At 73.1% G+C, this 13,187-nt stretch carries 10 protein-coding genes; 4 read left to right on the forward strand and 6 right to left on the reverse strand.

Translation table 11 applies throughout. The annotated features are described in order from the left end of the window. The first annotated feature begins 7 nt into the window (after positions 1-7). The 4 genes from IPJ95_07395 (at position 8) to pepE (ending at position 4,026) form a co-directional block, all read left to right on the forward strand. The gene (locus tag IPJ95_07395) at positions 8-565 is read left to right on the forward strand and encodes a LemA family protein (protein ID MBK7923448.1); all 558 of its coding nucleotides are present in this window, start codon (positions 8-10) and stop codon (positions 563-565) included. A gap of 44 nt (positions 566-609) precedes the next feature. Further along, positions 610-1,638, forward strand: a complete 1,029-nt coding sequence (locus IPJ95_07400; GenBank protein ID MBK7923449.1) for a M48 family metalloprotease — start codon at positions 610-612, stop codon at positions 1,636-1,638. A 61-nt stretch (positions 1,639-1,699) separates the two neighbouring features. Continuing rightward, positions 1,700-3,214 carry a 1-acyl-sn-glycerol-3-phosphate acyltransferase gene (locus IPJ95_07405; protein ID MBK7923450.1) on the forward strand — a complete coding sequence of 505 codons (1,515 nt, stop codon included), beginning with the start codon at positions 1,700-1,702 and terminating at the stop codon, positions 3,212-3,214. A gap of 68 nt (positions 3,215-3,282) precedes the next feature. Further along, the gene (pepE, locus tag IPJ95_07410) at positions 3,283-4,026 is read left to right on the forward strand and encodes a dipeptidase PepE (protein MBK7923451.1); all 744 of its coding nucleotides are present in this window, start codon (positions 3,283-3,285) and stop codon (positions 4,024-4,026) included. Between the two features lie 2 nt (positions 4,027-4,028). Here the strand turns inward: pepE and IPJ95_07415 are convergent, their stop codons facing one another. From IPJ95_07415 to IPJ95_07440, 6 genes are all read right to left on the reverse strand, one after another. Beyond that, a complete protein-coding gene (locus IPJ95_07415) occupies positions 4,029-5,405 on the reverse strand; it encodes a DEAD/DEAH box helicase (GenBank protein ID MBK7923452.1) in 1,377 nt (458 codons plus the stop codon). Between the two features lie 104 nt (positions 5,406-5,509). Beyond that, positions 5,510-6,556: a response regulator gene (locus tag IPJ95_07420; protein ID MBK7923453.1), complete on the reverse strand. Its 1,047-nt coding sequence runs from the start codon at positions 6,554-6,556 to the stop codon at positions 5,510-5,512. Continuing rightward, positions 6,546-8,108, reverse strand: a complete 1,563-nt coding sequence (locus IPJ95_07425) for a glycosyltransferase family 2 protein (protein MBK7923454.1) — start codon at positions 8,106-8,108, stop codon at positions 6,546-6,548. Before IPJ95_07425 ends, IPJ95_07420 begins: the two co-directional genes overlap by 11 nt. Continuing rightward, on the reverse strand, positions 8,105-11,617 hold the full coding sequence (locus IPJ95_07430; protein ID MBK7923455.1) for a HEAT repeat domain-containing protein: 3,513 nt from the start codon (positions 11,615-11,617) through the stop codon (positions 8,105-8,107). The genes IPJ95_07425 and IPJ95_07430 overlap by 4 nt, the downstream gene beginning before the upstream one ends. Next, a complete protein-coding gene (locus IPJ95_07435; protein MBK7923456.1) occupies positions 11,614-11,985 on the reverse strand; it encodes a response regulator in 372 nt (123 codons plus the stop codon). The genes IPJ95_07430 and IPJ95_07435 overlap by 4 nt, the downstream gene beginning before the upstream one ends. A 102-nt stretch (positions 11,986-12,087) precedes the next feature. After that, complete coding sequence (locus tag IPJ95_07440; GenBank protein MBK7923457.1) at positions 12,088-13,152, reverse strand: response regulator; 1,065 nt, start codon at positions 13,150-13,152, stop codon at positions 12,088-12,090. Between the last annotated feature and the right edge of the window lie 35 nt (positions 13,153-13,187).

Here is a 13,187-nt window from a genome sequence, read left to right on the forward strand (position 1 = left end):
ACGAGGCATGAGCATCATCCTGCTGGTGGTGGTGGCGGCGATCGCGCTGTGGGTGATCACCGCCTACAACCGCCTGATCGCGCTCAAGAACCAGGTGGCCAACGGCTGGAAGCAGATCGACGTGCAGCTCAAGCGCCGGCACGACCTCATCCCCAACCTGGTGAACGCGGTGAAGGGGGCGATGGACTTCGAGAAGGGGACCCTCGAGGCGGTGATCGCGGCGCGCAACAAGGCGGTGGCGGCCACCGGCGTGCCCCAGGTGGCGCGGGCCGAGGGCGAGCTGACCCAGGCGCTGGGCCGGCTGTTCGCCCTCTCGGAGAACTACCCGCAGCTCAAGGCCACCGCCAACATCCAGCAGCTGCAGGAAGAGCTGACCAGCACCGAGAACAAGGTGAGCTTTGCCCGGCAGGCGTACAACGACGTCGCCACCACGTTCAATACCGCGCAGCAGCAGTTCCCCACCAACCTCGTGGCCGGGCTGGCCAAGGCGTGGCCGGCCGAGCTGTGGGAGCTCGAGGACCCCGCCGAGCGGGCGGTGCCCAACGTCGACCTGCGGATGAACTGAGCCCAGGGCGCCCGGTACCCGGTACCCGGTCCCCGGGACTGCGCATGGCCGCTTCCGCCAACCTCTTCGACCAGCAGGAATCCAACCGCCGGCGCTCGTTCTGGCTGGTGACCGGGTTCCTGCTGTTCTTTGCCTGGATCGGCTTCGGCGGCGACCTGGCGATCTACCTGGCCACGGCGGGGACCGCGCAGGCCCACCGGGTGCCGGGGATCGGCATCGTGGTCACCCTGGTGGCGTCCGGCATCTGCTGGTACTCGTGGAAGAAGGGCGCGGCGCGGGTGCTGTGGGCCACCGGCGCCACCGAGGTGGTGGAGCCGGCGGACGAGCTCGAGCGCCGGCTGGTGAACGTGGTGGAGGAGATGGCCATCGCCAGCGCGCTGCCGCGGCCCCGGGTGTACGTGGTGCCCGACGCCGACCCCAACGCCTTCGCGACCGGCATCGAGCCGGGGCAGGCGGCGGTGGCGGTGACCCGCGGGCTGCTGGAGCGGCTCGACCGGGACGAGCTGCAGGGGGTGGTGGCGCACGAGCTGGCGCACGTCCGCAACCTCGACACCCGCCTGATGACCCTGCTGGCGGCGATGGTGGGGGCGATCGCGCTCATGTCGGACGGGCTGGGGCGGATGCTCCGGGGCGGGGTGCGGATCGGGGGGCGGAGCGGTGGCGGTCGCAGCGCCCGGGGCGGGAGCAAGGGCGGGGCGGGCGCCCTCGCGGTGGTGGTGCTGGTGCTCTGGCTGGTGACGCTGCTGCTGGCGCCGGTCATCTCGCGGTTCCTGGCCATGGCGGTGAGCCGGAAGCGGGAATACCTGGCCGACGCCACCGCCGCGCAGTTCACCCGCAACCCGATGGCCCTCGCCAGCGCGCTGGAGAAGCTGGCCGCCGCCGCGGAGCCCACGCAGTCCATCACGCGCGGCGCGGCGCACCTGTGCATCGTGGACCCCAGCGCCAGCCGGCTCTCCTCGCGCGAGGGATTCCTCGGCGACGTCTTCGCCAGCCACCCGCCCATCGCCCAGCGCATCATCCGGCTGCGCGGGATGGCGTTCCAGGCGGCCAAGCAGGGGTCCCCCCAGCCGTAGCCCGCCGGGCGGCGCCCTGCCGTGACTGGCGCCGCTGCCATCGGGGTGTACTCTACCTTCCGTGTCCCTCCCCCTCTGGCTCATCCTGACGGCCGCGTTCCTCTTCGCGGCCATCGGCACCGCGGTGGTGCTGCTGGCCACCCGCTCGGTGCTGCGGCACCGGCTGCGCCGGTGGGCGCGGACCACGCTGTGGCAGTTCCGCTCGCGGGTGGACCGGTACAAGCTGGTGGAGCGCGACCGCATCCGCGAGGCGCTGCTCGCCGACCCCGGGATCGGGGCGGCCATCGCCGAGCACGCCGCGGCGCACGGCATGGCCGACTCGGAGGTGCGGATCCGGGTCAACCAGTACATCGACGAGATCGTCCCGTTCTTCAACGTGCTGTCGTACTACCGGATCGGGTACAACCTCTCGCGGCTGCTCATCAACCTGCTCTACAAGTCCACCATCGAGTACCGCGACCAGCCCGCCCTCGACCGGATGCCGCGGCGCGACGTGGTGGTGTACCTGATGAACCACCGCAGCAACGCGGACTACGTGGTGCTGGCCTACGTCATGGCGCGGATGGTGAGCATCAGCTACGCGGTGGGGGAGTGGGCCCGGGTGTGGCCGCTCGAGTTTGTCTTCAAGAGCTTCGGCAGCTACTTCATCCGGCGCCGGTTCCGCGAGCCGCTGTACCACACGGTGCTGGAGCGGTACGTGCAGCTCATCACCCGCAACGGGGTGACGCAGGGGATCTTTCCCGAGGGGGGGCTCACCCGGGACGGTGCCCTCCGGCCGGTGAAGCTCGGCCTGCTCGACTACATCGTCCGCACCCTCGAGGACCCGGCCTTCGACCGCGACATCTGGCTGGTTCCCGTGGGGATCAACTACGACCGGGTGCTGGAGGACCGCTCCCTGATCCGGGAGCGGATCGTGGGGGGCCGGCGGCCGCCGCGCTGGCGCCAGCTGGGCGTGGTGCTCGCCTACATGGGCTGGAACACCGTCCGGCTGCTGACCGGCCAGCTCAAGCGGTACGGGCGGGTGTCGGTGGCGTTCGGCACGCCGCTGTCGGTGCGGGGGTGGCTGGCGGCGCAGCCCCCGGGCATCCTGGCGCTGCCCAAGGGGGAGCGGCTGCCCCACCTGCAGCGGCTGGCGGAGCTGGCGCTGGAGCGGATCGGGCAGGTGGTGCCGGTGACCCCGGTGCCGCTGGCGGCGGCGGCGCTGCTGTCGTTCGGGGCGAGCGTGGTGCCCCGGGACCGGGTGCTGGAGCGGATGGACGAGATCCGGGACCGGCTGACGGATGGCGACGCGAAGGTGGTGCGGCAGGAGTTGCCCATCACCGAGGTCTGGGCCCGGGCCTGGCTGATGCTCTCGATGCGGCGGCTGGTGCTGGCGCAGGGACCCGACCTGGTGATCCTGCCCCGGGAGCGTCCGCTGCTCGAGTACTACGCCAATTCGATCCGCCACCTGCTGCCGGCCGACCTGGCGGTGGCCTTCTCGCCGGCGGCCGAGGCGGACCAGACGCTCCCCCGACTGGCGACGCGGGAAGAAATGGATATCATGACGAGGGAACTGCCGGTCGTGAAACGGAAATAGGGGCCGGAGATGGGGCGGCCGGTCCCCTGGTACCTGTCCCTCGCGCTTACCCACACCCCGCGGACTTCATGCCCCGTCTGCTGCTGCTGTCGAACTCCCGCAATCCCGGCGAGGGCTACCTGGCGCACGCGCTCGGCGCCATCGGCGCCTTCCTCGGCCCCGAGCCCCGGCGGCTGGCCTTCATCCCGTACGCCGCCGTGACGGTGTCCTACGCCGACTACACCGCCCGGGTGCGCCGGGCGCTGGAGCCGCTGGGTCACATGGTCGAGTCGCTGCACGAAGGGGACCCGACGGAGGTGCTCCGGGAGGCCAACGGGCTGCTCGTCGGGGGCGGGAACACCTTCCGCCTGCTGGAGCAGCTGCATCATACCGACCTGCTCAAGCGCCTCCGGCACAAGGTCATGCACGGCGCGCCCTACATCGGGTGGAGCGCCGGGGCCAACCTGGCCTGCCCCACGATCCGGACCACCAACGACATGCCGGTGGTGCAACCACCCTCCTTCGCGGGGCTGCACCTGGTGCCGTTCCAGATCAACCCGCACTACACCGACGAGGTGCTCCCCAACCACGGGGGCGAGAGCCGGGACGACCGGATCCAGGAGTTCCTGGCGCTCAATCCGGGCATCACGGTGCTGGGCCTGCGGGAGGGGAGCTGGCTGCGGGTGGAGCAGGCGGGGGTCGAGCTGCACGGACCGAGCTTCATGCGGGTGTTCCGGGGCGGGGAGGCCCCGATCGACGTGCCCCCGGGGAGCGTGGCCGGGTCGTTCCGGGAGCGCGAGCCCCCCGCCCGGGTGAGCGGGGGGTTCCGCTAGGCTCAGCCCTCGGGCCGGCGGCCGCCCCGATGCGGCCGACGCGGCTGGGGCCGCGCACTCCCACCGCCGCCGCCCGGCCGGGGCCGGTGGCTCGCGCCGCCGCCCGCCTTGCGGGTCTCCGCGGCGGTCCGGACTGCGAGCGCCGCCGCCCGCCGCTCGGCGTTGGCCTTGGCGCGCTGCCGCTCCTCCGCCTTGCGGGCCCGGATCTGGGCAATCCGCTCCGCGTGGGGCATCTCCAGCTGCACCTCGGCCTTGGCGCGGTAGTCGAAGTCGGGCACCGTGATCCGCGGCAGCCGCCGCCCGATGGCCCGCTCGATCCCCCGCAGGTCTCCCTCCTCCTCCGGTGACACGAACGTGAAGGCATCGCCGGTGGCCTCGGCCCGCGCCGTGCGGCCCACCCGGTGGATGTAGTCCTCCGGCGCCGCGGGCACGTCGAAGTTCACCACGTGGCCCAGCTCGCTGATGTCGATCCCGCGGGCCACGATGTCGGTGGCCACCAGCACCCGGTACTTGCCGCTCTTGAAGCCCGCCAGCGCCTCGGTGCGCTGGCCCTGGCTGCGGTTGCCGTGAATCCGCTCCGCCTTGATCCCGTGCTTCACCAGGAACTTCTGCAGCCGGTCGGTGCGGTGCTTGGTGCGGGTGAACACCAGCGCCTCCTGCATCTCGCCCCGCTTGAGCAGCTCCAGGAAGAGGTGGCCCTTGAGCTCCTGGGGCACCGGGTACACCGCCTGGGTGATCCCCACCGCGGGCGCCGCCTGCCGCTCCATGTTGATGGTCACCGGGTGGTGCAGCATCTCGCGGGTGAGCGCGGCGATCGGCGGCGGCATGGTGGCGCTGAAGAAGAGCGTCTGCCGCTTGCTTGGGACGTGGCGCAGGATCTTCCGGATCTCGGGGAGGAAGCCCATGTCGAGCATGCGGTCGGCCTCGTCGAGCACCAGGTACTCGATGCCGCTGAGCCGGGCGTAGGGCCGGTTCAGGTGGTCGAGCAGCCGGCCCGGCGTGGCGATCATGACGTCGACCCCGCTCCGGAAGGCGTGCTCCTGCGGGCCCATGCCCACGCCGCCGAAGACCGACGCGGCGGTCAGCGGGGTGTGCACCGCGAGGTCGTTGAGGTCCTCGAGGATCTGGGCCGCGAGCTCGCGCGTGGGGGTGAGCACCAGCGCGCGGGTGGTGCGGCGCGGCTTGGCGAGCAGGTGATGCAGGATCGGGAGCAGGAACGCCGCGGTCTTGCCGCTCCCCGTACTGGCGCACGCCAGCAGGTCCTTGCCGGCGAGGGCGTGGGGGATGGCGTCGGCCTGGATGGGCGTGGGCCGCGCGAAGCCGAGCTCCTTCACGGCGCGGAGCAGGGCGGCATCGAGCTTGAGCGAGCTGAAGGGCAACGGGACCAGCCGGGACAGGAGGAGTGTGAACGCGCACGGCCGTACGCGTTGCGCGGAGCGCGCCAGCAAAGTAAGCGCCCGCCCGGGAACGCGCTGGGCGGCCCTCAGGCGCGCAGGGTGGCCAGCACCTCGGCGCAGAGGGTCCCGGGGTCGAAGGGCAGGCCGATCACGTGGTCGGCGCCGGCGGCGCGGGCGGGGGCGGGATCGCCCTGCACCAGCGCCACCACGCGGAAGTCGCGCTCGCGCGGGGGATGGAACCCGCCCAGCGGGTCGGTGCCGGGGGCGCCGCTGCCATGGATGAGCACCACGGCCACCCCGACCTCCGAGGCCCGGCTGGTGAGCTCGCCGGCGCCGGTCACCCGCGTCACCCCGAAGCCGGCGTGGCGCAGCAGCATGGCCACCACCCGCTCGGTGTCCTGGTCGGGCAGGTGCAGCACCGCCTCGCCCAGGTAGCTGGGCACCGCCTGGGTGCGGCGGGAGAGGTCGATCATCGGCACGTGGTCGAGGTACGGCGTGGTGCGGTCGTGGCGCAGGGTGCCGACCCGGTCGAGGGTCTGGCGGATCCGCTCCAGCTGCTCCCGGACGGCGAGCAGCGCGGTGCGGTGGTCGGCCGGCACCGAGGGATCGTCGATGAGCAGCGCGAGCTCGGCGTACGCCGCCATCAGCGGATTGTTGATGTTGTGGTGCAGGGTGACGTTGAGCTGGCCGATGGCCGCGAGCCGCTCGGCGTGGACCAGGTCGCGCTCGGCGGCCGCCAGCGCGTCGCGCAGCGCGCGCTGCCGGCGGTGCCGCTCCACCACCTGCGGCAGCAGGGCGGGGAGCGACGGATCCTTGATCAGGTAGTCGTCGGCCCCGGCCCGCAGCGCCGCGGCGGCCAGCGCCTCGTCGCCGTGGGCGGTGACCAGCACCACCGCGGGGCGGCTGGTCACGGCGCGGAGCGCGGGCAGCGCCGCCAGGCCCTGGCCATCGGGGAGCTGGTGGTCGAGCAGGACCAGGTCGGCCTCGGGGGCGAGCGCCATGGCCTGCGCGATGCTCGTGGCCACGGGGGCGCGGCCGTGGCCGGCCTGCTCCAGCAGGGTGGTGACCAGCCGGGCGTAGTCGGGATCGTCGTCGACCACGAGGATCCGCAGGGACTGCCGTTCAGGCCGCACGCTGGGCCTCCGGGTGCTTCTGGAACCCCTGCCGGGCGAATTTCTCCCAGCCGCTCTTGCCGCGCCAGGCGTCCCACAGGCCGCGCAGCCGCCAGTACAGCGTGAGCGGGCGCCAGAAGAAGTTCTCCAGCACGGCGTAGCCGAGCAGGATGAGGACGTCGCGCTTGCGGTTGAACGGCAGCAGGCCGCGCTGCAGCCGGTCGGCGAGGCCGTAGCGGAAGCGCCAGGCGCCGACCAGCACCGCGAAGATGTTGACCAGCGTGCCCCAGCCGAGCGAGGCCAGCAGGAAGGCCACGGCGTACTGCTCGTTGAGGATCGGCACCTGGAAGATCCACTCCATGACCAGGAACGCCGCCACGAAGAGGTAGCCGATGGCCTCGATCATGGGGCCATAGTACTCGAACAGCCAGAACGACGGCAGCGCGAACCAGCCGATGCGGCCGTACTTCCGCCGGAACAGCATGTCGCGGTGGTAGAAGAGCGACTCCCGCAGGCCGCGGTACCAGCGCCCCCGCTGCTTGCGCAGCGACTCCAGCCGCTCGGGCACCTCGGTCCAGGCCACGGGGTGGGGCAGGAAGGCCACCCGGCGGGTGCGCAGCTTGTCGCGCACGAAGCGGTGCAGCCGGACCACGATCTCCATGTCCTCGCAGACGGTGCCGGCGCGGTCGCCGACGTACTCCCCCACCAGCCGGTGCTGCACCAGTGGCGTGAGGTACCCGCCGGCGCGGATCACCGTCTCCTTCTCGAAGACCGCGAAGACCCCGGAAAGGATCAGCACGGAGTCGAGGCGGTCGAGCCCGGTGCGCCCGGTGGTGAAGGAGCGCAGGTACTCCACCATCTGGAACCGGGCCCAGGGGTGGGTGGGGAGGCCCACGCTCACCACCCGGCCGCCGCGGATGGTGCAGCCGTTGGCGATCGCCACCTGGCCGCCCACCGCCACGATCCGCGGGTCCTCCTGCACCATGCGCATGAGCTCCTTGAGCGCGCGCAGGTCGAGGATGCTGTCGGCGTCGAGGCTCACGAAGTAGGGCGCGGTGGAGCAGTTGATGCCGGCGTTGAGGGCGTCGGCCTTGCCGGCGTTGTCCTTGTCGATGACCACCAGCTGGGAGACGTTCTTCGGCAGCGGCACGGTGGCCACGTACATGGCCCGGACCCGCGCGGTGCCGATGGCGTCGCGGTAGGGGAGGTCGGTCCGGCGGAGGCGGAAGGCGTCCTTGAGCACCTCGAGGGTGCGGTCGCTGGAGCCGTCGTTCACCACCACCACCTCGAACCGGGGATAGTCGCAGTGCACCAGGTTGGTGACGCTGTCGACGATCGTCACCTCCTCGTTGAACGCCGGGACCACCATCGTCAGCGGCTTGGTGTAGTCGCTGTCGTCGATGAGGTCGAGGTCCTCGACGAAGTGCCCCGCCACCCGCCGCCGCACCTGGCGGGCGGAGAGCAGGATGAGCAGCAGCATGTAGCCGTTGTACAGCAGGAAGTAGGCGAGGAAGACGGGCTGGAGCACCAGCCCGATGGCCGAGGCGACGGCGGCGACCCGCTCGCCGGTCACGCGGAGTGCCGGGTGCCGGGCGGCTCGCGCCACCCGGCGAGCATGCGGCCCACCCGGTCGCGGATGGCCCACTCGGGGTCGGCGCGCATGACGGTGTAGGCGGCGTCGTCGCCCAGGACCGCGAGCGCCAGCGCGGCGGGGAGCCGGCGCGCGGGATCACGGTCGTCCCGCGCCACCTCGCGCAGGGTCTCCACCGGCTGGGCCCGGCGGATGGCGGTGGCGGCCGCCGCGCGCCCGATCGCGAACGAGTCCGGGGTCTCGGTCCACTCGCCGCGGAGCAGCCGGGTGGCGAACAGCGCCGCGCGGACCATCTCGTCGGGATCGAGGAACAGCGGCTCGAGCGCGGCGCTGTCGGGGGCGTCGAGGAAGGCCACCGCGATGTCCTGCCGCACCCCCGGGTCGGGGTCGCCCAGCATCGCGGCCAGCCGCTCGAAGCGGCGGCAGGCGGCCCAGGCATGCGCGGCCGCGCGGCGCACCGGCACCGCCGGGTCGACGCTGAGCCCCTCGAGCGCCGGCTCGTCGACCAGGTCCGGGCGGACCGCCCACAGCTGGCCCACGGCCTCGCGCACCGGGGTGGCCTGGCTCAGCCCCACCACGCCGAGCACCCGGCGCAGGTCGGGGTGGTGCATGTGCCGCGCGATGCGCGTGAGCAGGATCGCCTCCTGCCCATCGCGGTCGAGGCCGAGCGCCAGGTCGAGGAACGCCGGGAAGGCGGCCTCGGCCTGCTCGGCGACCGCCTTGAGCACCACCGCATCGTCCTCGGAGCGGAGCAGGCGCACCAGGCCGGGGAGCCCCTTCTCGGGGGCCACGCGCTGGAACAGCGCCACGGCCGCGTGCCGCACGCTGCGGTTGGGATCGGCCAGGGCGCGGGTGGCAGTCAGGTGCAGTTCGTCGGCGTCGAGCATGCCGCCCACCGCGGTGAGCGCCGCGGCCCGCACGTCCGGGTCGGGGTCGCTGCGCACCACGGTGAGCAGCGCGCTGCGGCTGCGCTCCCCCTGGAACACCCGCAGGCCGGCCACCAGCCGGACCCGCTGCTCGGGGGAGAGCACGCCGCGCATGCCCTCCGCCAGGGTCTGCTCCATCTGCTCCCGGCTGGTGCTGCCCAGGGCGCGCAGCTCCACGTGCCGGGCCTCGCGCAGGCGGAGGCCCAGCAGGCGGAACTCGGCGTCCTGCTTGAGGCGCTCGCGCAGCGTCTCGCGCAGCTCCTGCTCGTCCGCCATCTCCACCACCCGGGCCACCAGGCTCTCCTGGTCGTACGCGCCGAGGGCCAGCACCGCCGCCACCCGGACCGCCACCGGCTGGTCCTGGTGACAGATGGCGAGCAGCGCCACCTCGCCCCCGGGCGCGCGGAAGATGCCGGTGGCCAGCGCGGCCCGCTCCCGCACCAGGGGCGAGGGATCCTGCTGCAGCAGGGTGAGCAGCCGCAGCGAGGCGGTCTCCCGGCCCAGCCGCACCAGCCCGTCCACCGCGCGGGCCCGCACCTCGGCGTCGGGGTCATCGAGGCCGAGGAGCAGCAGCTCGGTGGCCCGCTCCTCGCCGGTCCGGCCCAGCACGTCGGCGGCGGCCGCGCGGACCTGCGGGGCGTGGTCGCGGAACAGCGACTCGAGCAGCGGGACGGGATACGGGGGGCGAAGCCCCCCGATGGTCCGCACCAGCCGGACCCGGCCGTCGGCGTCGTTCCGTTCCAGGAGCAGGTCGATGATGGCGCCGAGCTGGTCGCGGTCGATGCGCGCCACCGCCGCGGTGATCGCGTCGGCGAAGTCGGGCTCCGCGTCACGGTAGCTGCGCACCAGCGCCGGGACGGTGTCGGCCACGCCGAGCTCGCCCAGGGCGCGGGCGGCGGCGGCGCGCACCGCGGCCTCGCTGTCGGCCAGCAGCTCCACCAGCAGCGGGGCGGCGCCGCGCCAGCCGGTCTCCGCCACCCCCTCCGCCGCCGCGGCCCGGACCAGCGCCTCGGGGTCGCGCAGCAGGCGGGCGAACTCGCGATCGGCGCCGGCGGCATGGATCAGGCCGAGGGCGCGCGCGGCGGCCGCGCGCACCAGCGGCTCCCGGTCGGTGGAGCGGGGGAGGATCACCCCCGCGAGCTCGCTGCCACCCAGGTCGCCGATGAGCGCGGTGGCCGCGGCGCGCACCCGCTCGTCGGCGTCGCCGAGGGCGTCGAGGGCGGCGGGGACGGCCTCGCGTACGGTCAGGGCGTGCAGCACCTCCAGCGCCTCGGCCCGGATGGCGGGCTCGGTGTCGTGCCGCGCCCGCTCGATCAGTTCGACGCCGAGGTCGCGGCGGTCGGTCTGCCGCACCGCCGCCACCACGGCCCGCCGCACCCGCGGCGCGGGGTGCAGCAGGTGCTCGGCCAGCAGCTCGCGGGCGCCCGCCACGCCGAACTTGACCAGCATGGCGTGGGTATCCGGGGTGTCCTCGCCCCGCTCGATCAGCCCCACCAGGCGGCTGGGCACCCCGAGCCGCTCCAGCGCCACCGCGGCGCGGATGCGGATCTCGGGATCGGGGTCGTCGAGCGCCACCGAGAGCGGCGCCTCGGCGGCGGGGCCGATCTGCTCCAGCGCCTCGACGCTCCGCATGCGGACCCACCAGGCCGGGTCGCCGAGGGCGCGGACCAGGCGGTCGATCACCTCGCTGTCGGCGAACTGGCCCAGGGCGCTGGCGATGCGCGCGCGCACGAAGGGCGCCGGGTCGGAGAGCAGGTGGTCGAGCAGGTAGGTGACGGCGCGGCGGTCGCCCAGCTTGCCGAGGGCGCCGGCCACCTTGGCGCGCACCTCGTCGTCCATGTCCTTGAGCGCCACGATCAGCACCGGGAAGGCGCTCTGGACCTTGAGCTCGCCCAGGATGTTCGCGGCCCACGCCCGCGCGGGGTGCCGGGTCGGGTCGCGCAGGAAGGCCAGCATCGGCTCCACCACCGGCGCGCCATGGCGCACCAGGATGTCGGCGATGCGCGGCGCCAGCCAGTTCTCCGCCTGCTTGAGCGCCTCGACCAGCGGCCCCACCGCGCGGGGGTCGGCGATGCGGGCCAGCGCCCGCAGCGCGATCTCCCGCACGTCGGCGTCCTCGGTGCGGGTGGCGCCGATGGTCTCGAGCAGGGCGGGCACCGCCTTGGCGTTGCCCACCCGGCCCAGCAGCTCGGCGGCGAAGGCGCGCTCGCGCCACTCCTTGGCGGTGCGGATGCGCTCGATGTACTTGTCGACCAGGCCGAGCCGGTCGTAGGTGTCGAGCAGCCAGGGGGGCCGCTCGGTGAGGCCCCGGGCCTGCTCCTCGAGCAGCGCCTCCAGCGCCTCGAAGTCGCGCAGGGTGCGGAGCTGGAGCAGCTCGGGCTCGAGCAGCGCCTTCTCCCGCTGCGCCAGCCCCGCCACGACCTCGCGGTAGAGCCCCTTCCGCTCCGCCAGCCGGCGCTCCACCCGGGAGAGCCACGCGGCGTAGATGAGCCAGGCCACGATGCCCAGGACGCCGATGGCGACGACCGTTGCGGCGAACAGGAGGATCAGGCGAAGCAGGGTCACGCGGACTCCGTGAGGCGGTCGAGCAGCTCGAGCAGCTGCCGCACATCCACCGGCTTGGCCAGGAAGGCGTCGGCGCCGACCTCGCGGGCCCAGAACTCGTCGGCCGGCTGGTCCTTGGTGGTGACGATCACGATGGGGATGGTGGCGGTGGCCGGCTCCGCCTTGAGGCGGCGGCAGGTCTGGTACCCGTTGAGCCGGGGCATCATGACGTCGAGCACGATGACGTCGGGGCGGCGCTCGACGGCCAGCTGCAGGCCGGCCTCGCCGTCGGGCGCGGCCTCCACCCGCCAGCCGCTGGCGCCGAGCATCCGCTCGAGCAGGCGGCGCTGGTCGGGATCGTCCTCGATGACGAGCGCCAGGCGGCTCATCGGGCGGCTCCGGCGCGGTCGGTCTCGTCCACATCACAAAAACGACAGAAGGCCGCGTCGGGCGCGGCCTTCGGGGTCCCTGCTGCCGTGGTGGCCGGGGGCCTAGGAGCGGGCATCGTCAAGGAAGACAAGGGCTTGCCTCCGTCGGACGGCGGCCTCGAGGGCGTGGTAGACGGTGGGATCCAGCACCGAGCCGGCCAGGTCCCGCATCCGTTCCACCGCCACGTCGGGCGGCATCTTCTCCTGGTACGGCCGCGCGGTGGTCAGCGCGTCGTAGATCTCCGCGGCGGCCAGCACCCGGGCGCCGAGGGCGATCTCCTCCCCCTTCAGGTGGTCGGGATAGCCCTGCCCGTCCCAGCGCTCGTGGTGGCTGCGCACGAAGGCGATGATCTCGCCGAGGTGCGCCAGCGGGGAGAGGATCTGGGAACCGATCACCACGTGCTGCTTGACCAGCTCGTACTCATCGGCGGTGAGCGGGCCTTCCTTGCTCAGGATGTCCTCGCGGATGCCGATCTTGCCGATGTCGTGCAGCCGGCCGCCCATGCGGACCTGCTCGATCTGCTCATCGCCCATGCCCAGCTCGGCCGCGATCATGGCGCCCATGTCGGCCACCCGGGCAGAGTGGCCGCGGATGAACGGATCCTTGGCCTCGAGGGCGTTGACCAGCGCCTCCAGGGTGGCGATCGAGAGCCGCTCCAGCTTGGCGCGCTCGCGCCGCAGCTCGGCGGTGCGGACCGCCACCTCTTCCTTGAGCCACTGGTTGAGGTTGGCCTGCTCGATCTGGCTGTCGCGGCGGCGGATGGCGCGCAGGATGGCGCGCGCCAGGTCGGAGAGGTCGATCGGCTTGGTGAGGTAGTCCATCGCGCCGCGCTGCATGCAGAGCGCGGCGGTGGTGGCGTCGTTGACCGCCGTCAGCATGAGGACGGCCAGGCTCGGCTCCAGCTCCAGCACCTGGGGCACCAGGTCGATCCCGCTCTTCCCCGGCATCCGGACGTCGAGCAGCACCACCGACACCTTCTGGCGTTGCAGCACGCGCAACGCCTCGTCGCCGGAGCCTGCCGTGACGACGTCGTAGCCCTGCTGGTTCAGGAACTTCTTGAGCGCATTCCGGATCGGCTCCTCGTCATCCACCACGAGGACGCTGATCGGGGCGTCGGCCAGCGGCACCGAAACTCCGGGAGGAAGTGGTCTCCGGGTTGGCT

The organism is Gemmatimonadota bacterium (assembly GCA_016713785.1).
Lineage (GTDB): Bacteria > Gemmatimonadota > Gemmatimonadetes > Gemmatimonadales > GWC2-71-9 > JADJOM01.

What these genes read in the sequence shown, in the direction of transcription:
- IPJ95_07395 (MBK7923448.1), top strand. Translation starts at nt 8, where the DNA reads ATGAGCATCATCCTGCTGGTGGTGGTGGCGGCGATCGCGCTGTGGGTG.
- IPJ95_07400 (MBK7923449.1), top strand. Translation starts at nt 610, where the DNA reads ATGGCCGCTTCCGCCAACCTCTTCGACCAGCAGGAATCCAACCGCCGG.
- pepE (MBK7923451.1), top strand. Translation starts at nt 3,283, where the DNA reads ATGCCCCGTCTGCTGCTGCTGTCGAACTCCCGCAATCCCGGCGAGGGC.
- IPJ95_07435 (MBK7923456.1), bottom strand. Translation starts at nt 11,985, where the DNA reads ATGAGCCGCCTGGCGCTCGTCATCGAGGACGATCCCGACCAGCGCCGC.